Source organism: Sphingomonas sp. PL20, assembly GCF_017875905.1.
GTDB classification, from domain to species: Bacteria; Pseudomonadota; Alphaproteobacteria; order Sphingomonadales; family Sphingomonadaceae; genus Sphingomonas; species Sphingomonas echinoides.
In genome coordinates this window covers 34,184-50,738 of the sequence record NZ_JAGINH010000002.1, presented here as the reverse complement: position 1 = coordinate 50,738, position 16,555 = coordinate 34,184, and the positions used below count along the sequence as shown (strand labels likewise).

At 58.6% G+C, this 16,555-nt stretch carries 13 protein-coding genes; 8 read left to right on the top strand and 5 right to left on the bottom strand.

Features of this window, described 5'->3' with window-relative positions:
* Positions 1-86: 86 nt before the first annotated feature.
* Entirely contained in the window at positions 87-359 is a 273-nt protein-coding gene (locus H4W01_RS22750; protein WP_334685094.1) for a hypothetical protein, read from the bottom strand.
* Positions 360-1,045: 686 nt separating this feature from the next.
* On the opposite strand from H4W01_RS22750, the gene H4W01_RS00565 reads away from it, so the two are divergent.
* From H4W01_RS00565 to H4W01_RS00555, 3 genes are all read left to right on the top strand, one after another.
* Complete coding sequence (locus tag H4W01_RS00565; protein ID WP_209609431.1) at positions 1,046-1,309, top strand: hypothetical protein; 264 nt, start codon at positions 1,046-1,048, stop codon at positions 1,307-1,309.
* Positions 1,296-2,669 (top strand): right-handed parallel beta-helix repeat-containing protein, encoded by a 1,374-nt coding sequence (locus H4W01_RS00560; protein WP_209609429.1) that lies wholly within the window; start codon positions 1,296-1,298, stop codon positions 2,667-2,669. The genes H4W01_RS00565 and H4W01_RS00560 overlap by 14 nt, the downstream gene beginning before the upstream one ends.
* A 150-nt stretch (positions 2,670-2,819) precedes the next feature.
* Positions 2,820-3,984 (top strand): IS3 family transposase gene (locus H4W01_RS00555; RefSeq protein WP_209609427.1). Its coding sequence is split into 2 segments (ribosomal slippage): positions 2,820-2,954 and positions 2,956-3,984, totalling 1,164 coding nucleotides; the frame shifts between segments, so codons are not numbered across the junction.
* A 765-nt stretch (positions 3,985-4,749) separates the two neighbouring features.
* Here the strand turns inward: H4W01_RS00555 and H4W01_RS00550 are convergent.
* On the bottom strand, positions 4,750-6,534 hold the full coding sequence (locus H4W01_RS00550) for a helix-turn-helix transcriptional regulator (protein ID WP_209609425.1): 1,785 nt from the start codon (positions 6,532-6,534) through the stop codon (positions 4,750-4,752).
* Positions 6,535-6,639: 105 nt separating this feature from the next.
* On the opposite strand from H4W01_RS00550, the gene H4W01_RS00545 reads away from it, so the two are divergent.
* On the top strand, positions 6,640-6,861 hold the full coding sequence (locus H4W01_RS00545; RefSeq protein ID WP_209609423.1) for a hypothetical protein: 222 nt from the start codon (positions 6,640-6,642) through the stop codon (positions 6,859-6,861).
* Positions 6,862-6,940: 79 nt separating this feature from the next.
* On the opposite strand, the gene H4W01_RS00540 is transcribed toward H4W01_RS00545, so the two are convergent.
* From H4W01_RS00540 to H4W01_RS00530, 3 genes are read right to left on the bottom strand one after another with little or no spacing between them, the layout of a single operon-like run.
* Positions 6,941-7,987 (bottom strand): hypothetical protein, encoded by a 1,047-nt coding sequence (locus tag H4W01_RS00540; protein WP_209609421.1) that lies wholly within the window; start codon positions 7,985-7,987, stop codon positions 6,941-6,943.
* Entirely contained in the window at positions 7,980-10,082 is a 2,103-nt protein-coding gene (locus H4W01_RS00535) for an ATP-binding protein (RefSeq protein WP_209609419.1), read from the bottom strand. The genes H4W01_RS00540 and H4W01_RS00535 overlap by 8 nt, the downstream gene beginning before the upstream one ends.
* Complete coding sequence (locus H4W01_RS00530; protein ID WP_209609418.1) at positions 10,082-11,353, bottom strand: metallophosphoesterase family protein; 1,272 nt, start codon at positions 11,351-11,353, stop codon at positions 10,082-10,084. The genes H4W01_RS00535 and H4W01_RS00530 overlap by 1 nt, the downstream gene beginning before the upstream one ends.
* A 599-nt stretch (positions 11,354-11,952) precedes the next feature.
* On the opposite strand from H4W01_RS00530, the gene H4W01_RS00525 reads away from it, so the two are divergent.
* The 4 genes from H4W01_RS00525 to H4W01_RS00510 all read left to right on the top strand — a co-directional run bounded on the left by H4W01_RS00525 (position 11,953) and on the right by H4W01_RS00510 (position 16,536).
* The gene (locus H4W01_RS00525) at positions 11,953-12,858 is read left to right on the top strand and encodes a tyrosine-type recombinase/integrase (protein ID WP_209609416.1); all 906 of its coding nucleotides are present in this window, start codon (positions 11,953-11,955) and stop codon (positions 12,856-12,858) included.
* Between the two features lie 4 nt (positions 12,859-12,862).
* On the top strand, positions 12,863-14,056 hold the full coding sequence (locus tag H4W01_RS00520; RefSeq protein ID WP_209609414.1) for an IS91 family transposase: 1,194 nt from the start codon (positions 12,863-12,865) through the stop codon (positions 14,054-14,056).
* 324 nt (positions 14,057-14,380) lie between these two features.
* Entirely contained in the window at positions 14,381-14,749 is a 369-nt protein-coding gene (locus tag H4W01_RS00515; RefSeq protein ID WP_209609412.1) for a hypothetical protein, read from the top strand.
* Entirely contained in the window at positions 14,746-16,536 is a 1,791-nt protein-coding gene (locus H4W01_RS00510; RefSeq protein WP_209609410.1) for a hypothetical protein, read from the top strand. The genes H4W01_RS00515 and H4W01_RS00510 overlap by 4 nt, the downstream gene beginning before the upstream one ends.
* The last annotated feature ends 19 nt before the right edge of the window (positions 16,537-16,555 follow it).

Sequence of the window (16,555 nt, the reverse complement as noted above, 5' to 3'; positions counted from 1 at the left end):
TAGGCCAGCGGCTGCCGAATCGCATCCATGGGATCGTTTATGGCATGAAGGATCAGCGTTGGCGGTGCTTTGGGATTGATGGTTACTCACGGCTTGAGTTCGAGGCTGTTCCTGCTCTTGCTATTATCCAGCATGCGGGCCGTGTAGGCAACGATCGCGAAGTCAGGCCAAGGCGATTGCCTGTCAGCCGTGTCCTCGAACGGATATGTGCACTCTTCCGTGTTGCTCATATTGGCCGCGAGACAGGCACCCACCGAAAAGCCGATGACGCCGGTCTTATGCGGATCGGCCCCATAGGACGGGGCCTGTTGTCGCAGTAGCCACATGGAGCGCTGCGCGTGTTCCAATCCCAATAGCACCTTGGGCCGCTCTCCGCCGGGCTAGGCTTGCGGCACCCGATATTTCAGCACCGCACAGGTCATTCCCTGCTGCACCACCCAATCGCCGATTTCGGTGCCTTCCAGATCGGTCGCAATCACCCGGCAGGATCATCATGGCGGGTCCGACATTGCGCCCCTTCGGCCGATAAAGGGTCATGGTCGGTCGGGTGACATAGCTAGCCCAATGCCATTTGCGTCCGCCCACGAGTCCAGTGCCATTGCCAACCCCCTCGGAACGTTCATCGGAATCGGCTTCGCCAGAGGTGTACTAGCCGGCCACAGCGGCATCTGAACGGTAGACAAATCTGAGCGAGAATCTCGAAGCGGCGATGTGGAGGATCCGGAGGAAGCTGTTGGCGAACTTCTCGTATCGGGTGCCCTGCTATTGACGGATCGAGAGGCGAGTTGTCACGGGATTTCGCCAGCGTTGTTTATCATTTCGTCGGCTCGAGCCTTGGTTGTCGGCGCAGCGTTCTGCAAACAGGTTTTGGCAAAGCTCCGCCACCAAATTAAATGTAAGCCATTGTCAAAAATAGAATGTTGGAAGTTTCGATTTCTCAGACGGCGTAGCAAACAGCCAAAAGAGAACATATATCGAACATTTCTTCTTTCCTACCGATACCCTCTAGCATATTTGGAACGCCGAGCGATTCGAAGGATGAAAGATGACTAGATTTTGCGCTTCAAATACACGTTCCGCAATGGCCGCAATTTCCGCACCCTCTGATGATGATATTACTTTTCTTTCCGAAGGCGGTAGGGCGGGTAATTTTGTCTGGGTATCTTCTAATGTTTCAACATTCGTGTCGATTGATGCCCAGCAGGGGATTTATATTGCGCCGACTGTTGATACAACGGGCGCTTCTGGTGCTTGGAAGCGCGTCAATGAGACCGTTGTTTGTGTGAAATGGTTCGGTGCTGGCGGATGATTTTGCTGACGACAGGGTGGCCGTGCAAGCCGCTATCGACTTTCAATACGGTGTCGGCGGTGGAACGGTTGAACTCGCCAATGGCATCCACCGTCTGGCGCTTACTGGAGACGGGGTCGGTGCATCCGCTCTGATACTAAAATCGAATGTCGAGATCGTCGGTCAGTCAAACGGTAGTTCGGTGTTGAAGTTGGCTGATAGCCAGTTGGGGAGAGGCACCTATTTGCGGCTTATCTGCACGATGCAAAATCCGACAAATAGCGTCGCCCTGAGAAACTTTTCGATCGATGGCAACCGCGCCGGCCAGGGAGAGTTTGCTACCGCTACCAACGGTGGGCTGATTGTGCTGGGCGAAAACTATCATGCAGGATCGGTGGACTTCCGCAAATACTGTTACAACGTCGTTGTTGAACGCATTACGGCCTATGAAGCTACGGACGACGGTATCCAGGTCAAGGGAAGCGATCTTCAGAGTTCCAGTGACGTAGTAATCTCGAACTGCGCCGTGTCGGACTGCAACCGTATCGGAATTCAAGCCAGCCTTTGCGATGATCTGGTGATCGCTGGTAACGTCGTTCATAGAACGGCGGACAACTGCATTGACATTTATAACAATAATGGGAGCACAACGATCACCACTGGTCGCTTTGAGATTGTGAACAACAATGTGAAGGATGGACTGTGCGGGATTTTTCCTGAGACGTCGGCCTTTGGTGTAGTGGCCAATAACGTCGTGGAAGCCTGCAGTATGTCGGGTATACAAATAAACCGTATCAATGGTGAACCGCGTGCCATTTCGGTCGCATCCAATATCGTCAAAGATTGTCCGGTTGGCATTGCTATCTATGGGGATCTTGGCGGCGTGCAGGTTATCGCCAACATATTGGATAGTTACACCCGCTGTGGTGTTCGGCTGGGTGGATCGAATGGAAATATCAGCTATCTGACACTGTCCAACAATCTCTTCCGGGATGACGATGCGGACAAACCTGTATTCGAGATACCGACTGGCGTTGTGCAGGCAGCGTTTATTCAGTTTGGGGAAAACACCACGCTGAAAAATACGGAACAGTCGCTATGGTTGGTGAATGGCGCGACGACGTCCTATAAAGTCGGTGCTCCTGGTATTATCAGTCTTGAAGGTGGTGCCAGCGGTCCTGATCTGGTGCGACAGTTCGGGCAGCTGAGTAAGCTAGTGGTTGAAAGCGATGCCGAGGTCGGAGGCGTCATCAAAGTGGATAACGTCCAAGTGGTGATGTCGCAACGCCCATCGATCGCGAATAGCGTTGGTGGTGACGAGGTGACTAAGATCAACGCCATTCTCACGGCACTTCGCGATCATGGTTTGATTGCCACTTAAATAAATGGTGGGGGCCGGTAGATTCGGCCCCCAACCTCTATCGGTCGACGGCCTGCGCTGGCGTCTTCGGCTACTATGACGTGAATGACGTGCCCCCCATTTTTTCCTGCAGTTGGAGCTAGAGTCCGCCCCCGAAGAAGGGACGGACAGATGAAGCGGAAGCAGTTTTCGGAAGAGCAGATCATCGGCACCCTGAAGGAGGCCAAGGCGGGTGCGGTAGTGACGGATCTGTGCCGGCGGCACGGGATGTCGAGCGCGACCTATTATGCATGGAAGGCTAAGTTCGGGGGGGCTGGAGGTGTCCGATGCGAAGCGGCTGCGGGCGCTTGAGGAGGAGAACGCCCGGCTTAAGCGGCTGCTGACGAACACGATGCTCGACAACGCGGGTCTGAAGGACCAGCTTTCAAAAATGGTGACGCCCGCCGGGAAGCGGGAAGCGGTCGCGCATCTCCAGACGGCGCTGGGGATGAGCGAGCTGCGGGCGTGTATGGTCGTAGGGGCGGATCGCACGAGCATGCGGTATCGCTCGTGCCGGGCGGATGATGGCGACCTGCGGTCGCGTTTGCGCGCGCTGGCGCAGCAGCGCCGGCGCTTCGGCTATCGACGGCTGCATATCCTGTTGCGGGGACACGGCATCACGATCCACCGCAAGAAGACCCAGCGGCTCTGCCGCGAAGAAGGTTCGACGGTGCGTCGTCGCAAGGGACGCAAGCGTGCCGTCAGCGCGCGGGTGCCCGCACCAGTGTGGGCGCTGCCCAACCAGCGCTGGAGCCTGGACTTCGTCCACGACCAGATGGCCACTGGCCGGCGGTTCCGCATCCTCAACCTCGTCGACGACGTGACACGCGAGTGCTTGCGGGCGGTGCTCGACACGTCGATCTCGGGCAAACGGGTGGTGCGCGAGTTGAGCGATCTGATCGCCGAGCGTGGCAGGCCGAAGATGATCGTCAGCGACAACGGGACCGAGCAGACCTCGAACGCGGTGCTAACATGGTCGGGCGATGTCGGCGTTGAGTGGCACTATATCGCGCCGGGCAAACCGGCGCAGAACGCGTTCGTCGAGAGCTTTAATGATCGCATGAATGACGAGCTGCTCAACGAGACGCTGTTCTTCACCGTCCGTCAGGCGCGCTCGATCATCGCGCGCTGGGTTGATGACTATAACACCGAGCGGCCGCATTCCTCGCTCTGCTACGCCACACCAGCGGCATTCGCCGCCCAACTCGAAAAGCGCCGGGCGGGTTTAAACCCGCCCGGCGCTTCAGCGGCGCTCCTGCGCGACAACAAAGGTCGGTCTCTGGTTGCCGCTGGTTGAAAGGCGGGGGGCGCGTACCTCGCGACTCGAGCGTAAGCCCCAGAAAAACGGCACAAAAAAACCGCCTCGGGCGGACCTGAGACGGTTTGGTGTATGTGGGTTTGGTTGCGGGGACAGGAACCATTCCCCTCACCGCATAATCTCAACCTGTTGACTTAAAGACACTTTTTCCTACGAAAATTCTCAGATACCCCCATCGATACCCCACCCACCGTTCATTGCGGCAAAGTGGGGGTATTTTGGGACAGGTCGAGAGCGGCAGTTTCAACCGTGTTAGGACGTCCGCCATCATGAAGGCATTGACCTTTACGCGGTCCTCAAGTTGACTGAATTGCTCACCGAAACCGGACGCCTATTCACACCTGATTTCGCTTGAGCCGGGCCGGAAGCAGCTTTTCCGCTCTAGGGTAACGAGCCGAGAACGACCGTCATTCGTTGTGCCAGCAGATCTATGGTGTAGGATCGCAACGCAGACAACCTTCGCTCGCGCGGTCGTGGTTTCCGCATTGATCGCGCGCGAGGGAAGAACTTGGCTACAACTTTCTAGTCCGCGTCTCGACGTTGCTGATCGCGCCGCCAACGATCAGCTGACGCCGACACTGAATTCAAACATCGTCGATGACGACATAATTATTACTCCAGACGCCAGCATGATCTGAGCGGTACGTCTATTTCTGCCGTCAATGTGCTCCGCAGAGGCGGGCGACGAAAAAACTGTGCACGATTCAATTAAGGGAGGCCGCAATTGGAGTGTATTTCTCACGTCTAGGGCGCGGAATCCAAAGATTGGCCCAACTCATCGCGGAGTCGAGCAATCGACCGCTCGCACGAACGGCACTCTTTTCGCCTGCCCTCTTGCCTGAACACCTTCAACGCAGCCTCGAAGCGCTGCAACGCCTCGTTGAAGTCATGTTGCTTCGTCTGGATCCCGTCCAAGCGGGCGTGATGCGCAAACACAGATCCAATATACATCTGGCATTCCGCCCAGCGGCCTAGCGCGGCCTCCGACTCAAGAATCACGCTCGCGATTTCGTAGGATTGAATGGCCCGCACCAAATAAACCTCATCTTGCGAGCGATCGACGGTCAATCCGTGTTGGAACAGGATGTTCGCGAGTTCGAAATGAGCCTGGGCGAAACGCAACGGAAAGATGGTTTCCGGGTAAGTCTCGATGCTCGCCTGATAATCGGAGATCGCCTGGATGCGCAGAAAAATGCGCTCACCCATTGGCCGCTCCGGTTGGCGCGCTTGCCGCTCGAACAAGCGGGCCCGATTGATCCTGGTTCCACCCCAGACATCGAGATTGAAATGCTTCTCGGCATTTTCAATCGCCTCGTTGAAATGGGCGAGTATGTCGCGGACCCTCGCATCCGAGAGCCTGACGCCTGTCAGCTGCTCGACGGCCAACGTCGTTGAACCAAGGCCATTGCTGGCGTGGCACAGCAGCGAGTTCGCGTCTGGCTCTTCGAGCGCAATCACTCTGGCCGATGCCAGTGTCGCTAGCGCCTCGTCCAAATCGCTGCGATCGCCATAGGAAGTGCCTTTATCAAGCAGGCAATTTGCAAGCGCGATCTTCGACGAGACCAGTTGAAATGCGTCTCCCGCACTGACGATTTGCGAGGCGGCCCTTCGTGCATGTTCCAGCCCGCGTTCGAGGAGGCTTCTCTTTTCGCCACCGGATTGCTGGCCTGCCGCGTTTCGCAGGATGAGCCCGAGTTGATAATGGGTCCGGGTTTCTCGAACTGGATCGGCTTTTACGGGATCGAGCTGGAGCATCTCCTCCAGCAAGCGAACTCCAACCTGGAATCGGGGTCGAAGCGTTCGTAGCCCTGACTCATACATCTTGTGCGCATTGTCATAGAGGATGCGCACGGTCTCTTCTTCGTCGAAGGGCTGAAAGAATCGAGCTGCCTGCAAATAATGCGCGAGCGCCCCGTCCGGATCCTCACGCATCATGCATGTGTCACCGCGCATTATGCGAATCTCCGCCTGCTTCGATATTTCGGCAAGAGTATGCTGTTGCTGGAAGCTCTCTTCGATGCGGGCCAGGAGCCCATCGACCTTTTCAAATTCGCCGTCCCCCAGCGCGGCATTTGCCTCGGTTTTCAGACGTTCAATCTCGGCATCGGCCGCACCGATCTGTTCGACCCGCGCCTGCAATTGCCTCCATTCCTTCGCCTTCGACCGCAGGAAATCCTCAAGTTCAGAGAGCGAAGCATCAGGCCGCGCGTGATCGAATTGATAGGCGAGCGCATCAATCAGGTTACGAGCCTCCCGGTAGGCGCGATCGAGATCGGGATCGACGTTGGTATTCGTGGCGCGGGCGCACGCCTCGATCTCTTCGTCGGTGATACCGAGGGTGGCGATGATCGGGTCGATCGTCTTTGGATGGGGGCTGTTCACCTGCCCCGTCTCAAGCTCGCTGATACGGCGCACCTTGGCCGAAGTGCCGAAGGCATCTTCCGACAATTGTAGCTGCGACAGCCCTTGGACGCGCCGCTTCTCCAAAATCAACGCGCCGAGCGCCTTACCGAAGCTGTCATTGGTCATGATTCCGCATCTGTTCCGCGCAGCTACCGCCCGTCAACCGCATATCAGCAAACCGCCTTTGAGGGACACTTCTGGCGCAATCGGAGCGCACCACAGGAGTTCCACATGAAGGCTTTAGTCAAGTTCCTCGAGGCAGCCGCCGCGATCATCCGAATGGCAAATATGGCGAACGTCGATGTCGGCTTCGACCTCCATCTCGCCAGCCTCATTGTCACCACGGCAACCGCGTTAGTGAAGATCTACGGCGCTATTCTCGCGCTACCAAAGCGACAATCCAGCCCCAACTTGAAAAGGCGAGCCAAATTGCACTTGGGCACAACTCGTTGAGACAATGCACAACTAGCTCTGCAAACGCGTCCCACATTGCGATCAGACGATCAGCTGCCGGAGTCAGCCAACGCATGATCTACGTTTCGATGTAGCTGCAGGGCTCGAACCTGTCTGACAGTTCGAAAAGATGTATTGGTCCTGACGGCCGAACGTCGAGGCCTTTGTAGCTTGTAGGTACCCTAACAACCACCTCCAGACGACTCTCGGATAGGGAGGCGATGGCGAGCGCAAGGGCGTGAGATTTTGCACCTAGCGCCATACCCGAAACGCCCCCGCAGTTCGACGACCTTACGAATGAGATCGCCTGTTCGGCGACGCCGATCACATCTCCAAGAGAAATCTCACGGGTCTGTGACTGGGTGTCGCTCACCAGATGTTTGAATGCGATGCGCTCGCTGGGGACCATGTCGCGCTCGGGCCCAGGAGCATCCTCCGCAATGAAGATCAGCATCGTGCGATCCGGCTCGATACGATCCATGAAGGAACGCGCCATGCCGAGCTCTCCGCCTAGGGCCACCAAGAGGTCATTGCTGGCCGGCATGAGCTCCGCTGCCTTGAGATAAGGGATCAGCTCTGGCCGCCAGTCGCCGGCGGAAACAAGCGTTCGATTTCCGTTCGCAGATGTGCTCTTTGCGACATCGGCATCTGTATGATCATAAGTCCCAGCCACGTAGACGCAGTCCATGACAGCGAGATAATCGCGCGAGAAGCCGGCCCCGACGAAGAACATGACGTAGGCTTTTGGAATGCAGCTTATGTCCACTAAAACGCGCAACGGGCGAGCGGTTTTGGAAGCTCTATCGCGCAGCAGCGCCTCGATGATTTTATAGTTATCCAGTAGGCTAGTCGATGTTTGCAGGCGCACGATCTCGGAGATCTCCCCTTGAGCTCGGACCTTAGCGAGGCAGGCGTCCTTAGCGTCATCAATCTTCTGATCGCTGGAGGCAAATCTCAAAATCGTGACCGGGGGGAGGTGTTCAGCCGATTGCTCGAGGAACGTTGTTCCACGAGTTTCCCAACTCAAGGCGGTGAAGAAGAGGTCGTATTTGCGCTCAGGCCGCCAAGACGCATCAATGATACTCTGACGGACGGCGAGAGGGCCGATCGCAACGGGTTCACCCATTGTTGCTCCCCCCTAATGGCAGTTTGATCTGGCGGTCACCAACCTTTCCAACGATGCCGGCGAGCGTCTTTGCCCAAGCGAACGGACTCTGCTCGTCGACCCGCCGGCAGAGAGCTGAAATGTGAGCTTGGGTAATCCGAACGGGCGCATATGCGCCGCGGTATGAAAAGGTGAAATGAGGAGCGAACCGTCGATGGAGTCTGAAGGCTATCAGACGTGCATTCGCATCAGCCTGCGATCGCATTGCCTTGGGTACCCGTTCATTCCTTAAATATCCGGCGAGAAGACCTTGCTGTACTATACTGCTCACGAACGCCGCCTCATCATTGACGTTCGCATCACCCGTTTCGAATTCGATGACGAACACACCGCGCTCGGGCGTCGCAAACACACGAGGATCGGCAGGATTGGACTGAAGGAGCGAGGTCAAGGCACCGAGGCCGCTGACCAGTCGAGACATAGTGTCGGCATCCGACTCGGCGTTGTTAGCGACGCCGTTGTAGTAGTCTTGGCTTGCGGAGTGAATTGCTTCGCTTTGGTGCGGCAGCGCGAGCTGCGTACGCGCGGTCGCGAAGCGCTCAATCACACTTTTGCCGCTCCCTTGAGTGCTGGTCTGGAAGCGATCGAACACCTCAGCCATGATCTCAAGGAAATCTCGGATCGAGCTGTCGGCGAGTGAGATGATGGTGTTGCTGCCGAACAGGGGGATTTTCCTCATTCGAAGCGACTGCGCGAGGTGAAGGAGGCTGCCCAACTGCTTGCGGCGCAGCCAAGCGTTGAAAGAGTCATCCAGAACCTGGCTCGCGAAAGTGCCGATGCGTTTAACGTCGTCGGGCCCGATGTCGGTCTTAAACGCGTCTTCAATGCCTTGCCAGTGCATGAGCAGATAGGCTTCATAATAGGGAGGGACTGCCTCCGAAGTGTAACGGCGTGGGATCGAAATAGACCGGCCTACCTTTCCCATTGCTCGATGCAACTCCTTGGCGCCCTCCTCGACTAATCTTGCCGCTGGGTTCTTCGAGCGTCGTAGGAGTTGCTGGATGAGACTGTTTACGCTTGCTTCCCCTAGGCGCTCGACCAACTCGAATATCGCTTTGGGATCCTCCGAGGTATCTGGCCGCTGTTCGACGGGCAGCGCGAAATACAGCCGCAAGCTGACCACAGACTGGCAGAGCTCGAAGAAGTCTTTGTCGTTTCGATCGTTGAGGGAGCGAACGAGGCGGTCGGCATCGGTGAGCGGCTGAGCTTCCAGAAAAGTCTCGCTCGCCTCGGCCGCCTCACCGACGGAGCTGATGACCCAGGAGACGGGGCTCTTTGACAACCGAACCAATGTGTTCAAGCTGCGGCGTTGAACCTCGCTCAATACCTCGCAGTCGTCGAGACAGAACTTGAGGCTGGTCTGTCGAGGCTCGTCGTCGCCTTTAACACGGACTACCGAAATCAGGCGCTCAGAAAGATACGCAAGCAGTTGGTTGGGTTCGCGGGGAGGGAGACGTTCCATCAGGGCGACGGCGGTGCCGCTGGTGCAGGCCTCACTCATTCGGGGGACTATGTTTCGGAGGAGCCTGGCAAGCTCGAGAAACGTACGGGGAGGCCTGCTGGCGAAATGGTTGAGGGCCTCATACTCTGCGAGAAAATCTTCGACCATCTCCAGTTCTTGGCCGGGTGCATAGGTGACCATGTCTTGCACGCGAAGTGCATGTAGTGCTTCCAGCGTTCTCTCGGCACAGACCAGTTCGACAGCGAGAGAGAAAAAGCGATGATAGAGTAGCGCCGGATTGGCGACCTGAGGGAACTGAACTCGCCATTCATCGTAGTTCAGAGACTGCGAGATGTGGTCAGGAAAGCGAATGTAAATTCCGATATGCTCAAAGTCGGCAATATCGCGCTGCAGCCGAAGGGAATCGTTTCCGGCCAGATCTTCCCAACATATGCTCTTGAGGAGAGAGGTTTTTCCGCTACCGCGGCTGCCATATATAAACACCGATTTAGGCGCTGCGAGTTCCTTGGCAGCATTCGTAAACCACAAAAGTGGCTTGCCGTCTCGATGATGTTCCCACCGTGTCGGGCGGAATGGGTTTGTGACGTCGGTCATTAGATGTTGGCCCTGATGATCCAAGCGCTCGGTGAGGAATCGTAATTTTCCACTAGAACGGATTCGTCTGCGATTAGAAGCTCGATCGCCTCTCGAGTTTGTTCTTCGACATCAGTGGTGAAGATAGGCGGGGCGACATTTATCAGCTCGTTCCAGTAGAGTTCTCGCTTTTCGAGCATGTACGAATAGATCTTGTTCAGCGTGGCGTCGTGAGAGCGGCGGCGTTTGCCGAGGAGCGACACCGCCACCCTCTCAGCCGGATGGAGAATGCCTGAGGCGTCGAAGCGCCAGGGCGTGATCTGACAGGAGAGTGGCATCCCGGAGCGCGTGAACACAAAATCCAACACATTGAAGCCGTCCTCGGCCGCCGGCGCCGAGATGCAAATTAGCGGTGAAGCTTTCGGGGCTGTTATGGTTTCAACCGGATCAACATGGATATGGCCGTGCAGATATACGACCGGCCGATCAAGCTCACCAAGCGAGCCACGAATCGCGCCTGAGTTTACCAACTCAGTATATTGAGCGATCCGGGGTTGCCGCTGGGGAAGAAGGTTGTGGTGTGCCGCCACCACCAAAAGGGTCGAGGCATCTGTCATCCGCCCGGATTGAACGAGATGCGTGATGCTAGGCTCTGAAAAAGCTGGGGTGTCAAACTGGCGATCGTAATAGGTCTTGAGAGCCTTTTCGCCGCCTTTTTCCAAGGTTTCTTCGATCGCCCTGCCAATGCCCTCGCGGAAATCCTCCGGAATGTATTCGCGCGCGCCGCAGCCCCAGCAACTGTTCATAAGATTGATCGAGACCTTCGCCGAACCACTGACGATCGGGAGGGTTAAGCTTTGCTCGACCGGCAAAGGTGGGAGAGACGCTCGCTTAAGCGCCGCGTTCAAGGGATCAAATTTTGTGGTGATCCCAGGCTCAAGGGCCAGGGGCCGATTGATGTCGTGGTTGCCCGGAACGACACCGACGGGAATGGCGGCATGGCGACGACCTTCGCCTAACTGCAGGGAATTCGCAATGAACTGGCAAGTCCTGTCGTAACCCTCGAGATCTCCCGCATCGGTGAGGTCGCCCATGAAAACGATGCCACCGACATCGCCTTCCTCGAGAATTTTATAGATTTGTCGAAAAACAACTTTGATCGGCAAAGAAGAAATCAAGTTTCGGAGCTCGACCGAAAAAGCGGCGTCCTTCTGATCAATGTTCCTTCCGCTCTTCATCGCGGAAGGAAGATGGACGTCGCCGACTTGCAGAACCCTTAGCCGAAGAAGCATCGTATCCTCTCGCGAGATCTTAATCCATGCCGGACTATCCTCGAGCCAAGGATGGTTCGCGAGATATCAGCATTCGTGAACGGTGAAAAGTTCGCAAATCTGGGTCTTCGGTTGGCCCTACCGGCTTTGAGCGGGTCAGTGCGCCGAAACCATCCCGGCGCCGGCGTCTTCAAGCGTCGGCGCCGACTATAAAAAATCTGAAAATGAAGATTGAACCAAAGGATCCGGCAAAATCAGTGGCTCGCTCGCCTGTCAGCTCGTGAAGCTGGACCACGAGTCTCACCGCCCACTATCGCTACGACCGCTTCCGGCAGAAGTGACGGTTGAACCATGCTAATGGGAATATCGACTTTAGTCCAATGGCGGCTGTTCCGACCATGTCGCCCATGAAAATTAATGAACGGCTTGTTTCGGGCTCGCCGGTCAGCGGCGCGAACGACCCGACTTGGGCCACTTAGCGGACCGGCTGCTCCCGGCCCAATGCACGAAGCCGCTGCGCGGCAGTGGTGTTGGCGGTGAGGTAGCGCGCCGGCGCTGAGGTTTGGCCGCGCGGGAGCGGTGGCGGACGATGGAGTTCCTTCAACAAGAGGAACTTCGCTATGACGCCTCAACCGACCAAGCGACCCTTCACCCCGCTGCGTCAGCGCATGCTCGACGATATGGCGATGCGTGCCATGCGCGCGCGGACCCAGCACGACTATGTCCGTCACGTCCGCGCCTTCGCGGCCTTCCTCGGACGTTCGCCCGACACCGCGACCGCCGAGGATGTACGCCGCTTCCAGCTTCACCAGCGCGAGCATGGTGTCGGGGAAGGCTCGATCAACGGCTCGGTGTCGGCGCTGCGCTTCCTGTTCGAGGTGACACTCGAGCGACCTGATCTGTCGCGGCGGCTGGTGCTGGCGCGTCGTCCCAGGAAGCTCCCCGACGTGCTGAGCGTTGATGAGGTGGCCAAGCTGCTCGAGGCGGCACCGGGCATCAAGTACCGCGCGGCGCTGGGCGTTGCCTATGGCGCCGGCCTGCGCGTGTCGGAAGTCGCGCATCTCAAGGCCGACGATATCGACAGCAAGCGGATGCTGATCCGGATCGAGGAGGGCAAGGGGCGCAAGGACCGCAACGCGATGCTGTCGCCGCAACTGCTCGAGCTGCTGCGGCTGTGGTGGCGCGAGGGCAAGCGGCGCAGCGTCCTGCTGCCGCACGGCTGGCTGTTCCCCGGGCGCAGCTACACCGATCCGATCTCGACGCGGCAGCTCCACCGCGCCGTCTGCGAGGCAGCTGAGGCGGCCGGGATCCGCAAGCGCGTGAGCCCGCACACGCTGAGGCACAGCTTCGCCACCCACCTGCTCGAACAGGATGTCGATATCCGCGTGATCCAGGTGTTGCTCGGGCACAGCAAGCTCGAGACGACCGCGCTCTACACCAAGGTCGCCACCCGCACGATCCGCGCGGTCACCAGTCCGCTCGATCGGCTGATGGCGCTGATGGAGGGCAAGACACCGGCCGGTTGAACCGGTGCGCGCCTCGCTCGAGGTCGCCGACATCTTCCGTGCTGCCGGGCCTGCGTACCGGGCAACCCATGCCGGGCATCTGAGCCTGCACCAGCTCAAGGTCATGTCGGCGATCGAGCATTGTCGCACCGCCGTCATGGGCGGGCACGTCGAGGCCTGCACCGACTGCGGGCATTGGCGGGTTGCCTATAACAGTTGTCGTAACCGGCATTGTCCCAGGTGCCAGGGTGCCGCCGCGCGCGCCTGGCTCGCAGAGCGCGAGGCCGACCTGCTGCCGGTCGGATACTTCCATGTCGTGTTCACGCTGCCCGCCGAGGTCGCTGACATCGCGTTCCACAACAAGGCGCTGGTCTACGACCTGCTGTTCAAGGCCGCGTCCGAGACGATGCTGACGATCGCCGCCGACCCGAAGCATCTCGGCGCCCGCATCGGCATCACCGCGGTGCTGCACACCTGGGGGTCCGCGATGACCCACCATCCGCATGTCCACATGATCGTGCCCGGCGGCGGCATCGCGCGGGACGGCACGCGCTGGATATCCTCACGGCCGGCGTTCCTGCTGCCGGTCAAGGTGTTGGGCAAGCTGTTCCGCCGCCTGTTCCTGACCCGGCTGATGGCGCTGCACGCGGCGGGGCGGCTCGCGTTCTACGGCACCCTCGCGCAGCTGGCCGATAGGCGTGCGTTCCTTCGCCACCTGTCTCCGATCCGCAAAAAGAACTGGGTGGTCTACGCCAAGCCGCCGTTCGCTGGGCCGCAAGCAGTGCTCGCCTATCTGTCGCGCTACACCCACCGGGTCGCGATCTCGAACAGTCGGCTGCTCGCCTTCGACGGGGCCGGCGTCACCATGCGCTACAAAGACTATCGCCGCGACGGTGCCGATCGGCAGCAGGTGATGACGCTGGCGACGGACGAGTTCATCCGCCGCTTCCTGCTCCATGTCCTGCCGCGCGGGTTCCACCGCATCCGCCATTACGGCCTGCTCGCCGGCGCCACCCGCAAGGCGCATCTCGAACACGCCCGCCAGTTGCTCGGCGTCGCGCCGCCGCTCGATAACGAGACGCCCGACGAGCCGACCGATGTCCGCCCACCATGCCCCTGCTGTGGCGGGCACATGGTCATCATCGAGACCTTCGAGCGCTGGCGCCAGCCGCGCGCACCGCCACACTCCACCGCATCGACCGGGACCACCGCGCCATGACCCGGCATGGCTCAGCCCAACCGTGCTCCGAAAGTCCCGTGCTTCCGGCGGCGATGTCGCTCGCGCTGGCAACAACGCCAGCCGAGCCGGCGCCGATCTCAAGCCCCAACCCTGGTTACCAGCTACGCGGTACATCGCCCCTGCACCCTACGTTCCGACCGCCGATGCGAGTCCCGCACGCCGATGCGACCACCGCACGACAGGGCGAAAACCGAAATCCCCATAGGTAAGCGCTCGTGGTCCGCGGCTTCCTGCTTTGGAGGATATCGTTCGCCTGCCGGCATCCGATATCCTTCACAGGCCCGGACACTCGCGCATCAAACTATGGATGGCCGCTTATGGCAGAAGCAGCCGTTCGGGCCTCAGCACTGCACGGATATAAAGAACGACGCCTATTCGGGTATCCTGCCGCCGGTGGCCGAGGAGGCGGTGATCCTCTTCTCCTCCAGCGCGATCGGCGACCGCAGCAAGGAGATCCTCGCGCCGGCTCATGTCGGCGTCGCACGGCCATATCGTTTGCTGCTCAAGCTCACGGGTGCGGTGAGCAAGGGCGGTCAACGGCTCCGCACCGGCATGACGATCGGTCGGCCGACCGACTCCCCAATGGGCTGCGGCTCACGGTTGCAATATCCATCTTCGCTAGTTAGCGGCACGCCCTCGGTACATAGGGCGAACGGGAGATTGTTTTTGTGACCGTCAAAATTGACGTGCTTCTTATCGCGGCATTGAAGATGGAGCTTGATGCGGCTCAACAGGTGTTCAGCGCGTCGGATACACGCCCGGGTGGTGTCGCCGAATGGCATTCTGTCGACCAAGACAAGCCGAACCCCTACATCTGGGGGGTCTATCAGATGGATGATTCTCAGAGCTTTCGGATTGCCTTCGCCCGTCCGAACCGGATGGGCGGTGACGAGACCGGCTCCGTCGCTTCGGCATTGACGGAGAAGCTCAAGCCATTCGCGCTCGTCATGTGCGGCGTCTGTGCCGGAAACCCAGACGACGCCGCGCTTGGCGATGTCTTGATCGCCGATCGAACCTTTAATTATCACGAAGGGAAGACCACGACCGCAGATTTCCAGCGCGATCTGCATCCTCGGGATCTGTCCCCGATTTGGCAACGCGCAGCTCAAACGCTCACCCCCCAAGGCCTTCCAAGCTATGGAGCGCCCTCCGAAGATGACGCAGCCTTTTGGCTTATGGAGCGACTATACAATGGCGCTGATCCGCGGCGCCACCCCGCTCGCCAACGCTATTTTCCTGAACGGTCGGGCTCTTGGGAAAGTACCCTCGCCCGCCTCGAAACCAGTAACTTCGTAAAAAGGACCGGAACCACACTCGAGTTGACCGACGTCGGACGGGACACTGTCGAGAGGTCGATGGTCTATAATGTCGATCCGCCTGAGCAGCTTCCCTTCGACGTGCTTGCGGGTCCGATGGCGAGCGGCGACATTGTCGTCAAGGACGGCCTCACATGGGATATGTTGAAGGCGGGAGGTATTCGAACCGTCATCGGGCTCGAGATGGAGGCGGCGACAATCGGCGTCGTGTCGCGCACGCAGGAAGTCCCTGAGTGGGTGGTGATCAAGGGCGTGATGGATCACGCGGACCCAAAGAAGGACGATCGCTTCAAGCCGTTCGCGGCAAAGGCGTCGGCGGAGGTGTTGGAACGATTTCTGGTGGGGCGCATGAGCGCGCGCGGAGCGCCAGCAGAAGAGAAACACACCGTCGCCGCCGCAGCAAATTGGCGCATGCGTCGGAACTCTAGCGGCCTCGTTAAGGAGATCGGCGCGATTATTGAGCGGGAAGCGCCTCATTTTTCGAGAAGCTTCGAGCTCGCATATAACGCGGCGATGGAGGGATATCAGGACTGTGAGTCAGCCGAGAGGTTGGCCAAAGAGGTCGAGCAGAGGCTCGGAGAGAAGCTGGTCGACGAGCGATTGAAGCCAAAGAAGCGGACTGTTGGCCAAACAAAACATCGAACCGAGATAAAATTGCAGTTCAGCTATTCCGGCCGAAGCGTCATGGCTCGACTGTGGTCGACAGGAGACGAATATCTTGGCGAAGCTCGGCAAGGCATCGAAACGGGACTGGGCATCTACAAAATCTATCCCGAAGACCGGGATCTTACCCCTGCATCGCTTGCCCTTTGGTGTGGCCGGAGCGATGATCGTTCCTTCGGCCCGAGGGGTGTCTACAGCTTCCCAGACACTGCGGATATCGCCGGGCATTGGGTAGAGGCTCGCCCCTCGCTCGGCTATCGGGAATTTCTGAATCGGAGTTCCGCGCCTGTGGCCGAACCGGATCTCGACTGCGATTTCTATCTCGGAGAAATGGACAGCGTCGTATTTCAAAAGAGCAGAAAATGGGTGCCACATGGTCGTGGCATCGCCGTCGACGTGCGTTCCCGCACCATTCGATGCGGATCGTTTCATGAGGGGAAATTCGCTTCGCGCGCGGAAATAACGCGGCTGAAATTTTAGCGCGGCGCGCAATGCGACA

Coding starts and splice junctions, on each gene's coding strand:
- H4W01_RS00565 (WP_209609431.1), top strand. CDS start 1,046: ATGACTAGATTTTGCGCTTCAAATACACGTTCCGCAATGGCCGCAATT.
- H4W01_RS00550 (WP_209609425.1), bottom strand. CDS start 6,534: ATGACCAATGACAGCTTCGGTAAGGCGCTCGGCGCGTTGATTTTGGAG.
- H4W01_RS00545 (WP_209609423.1), top strand. CDS start 6,640: ATGAAGGCTTTAGTCAAGTTCCTCGAGGCAGCCGCCGCGATCATCCGA.
- H4W01_RS00540 (WP_209609421.1), bottom strand. CDS start 7,987: ATGGGTGAACCCGTTGCGATCGGCCCTCTCGCCGTCCGTCAGAGTATC.
- H4W01_RS00535 (WP_209609419.1), bottom strand. CDS start 10,082: ATGACCGACGTCACAAACCCATTCCGCCCGACACGGTGGGAACATCAT.
- H4W01_RS00530 (WP_209609418.1), bottom strand. CDS start 11,353: ATGCTTCTTCGGCTAAGGGTTCTGCAAGTCGGCGACGTCCATCTTCCT.
- H4W01_RS00525 (WP_209609416.1), top strand. CDS start 11,953: ATGACGCCTCAACCGACCAAGCGACCCTTCACCCCGCTGCGTCAGCGC.
- H4W01_RS00515 (WP_209609412.1), top strand. CDS start 14,381: ATGGATGGCCGCTTATGGCAGAAGCAGCCGTTCGGGCCTCAGCACTGC.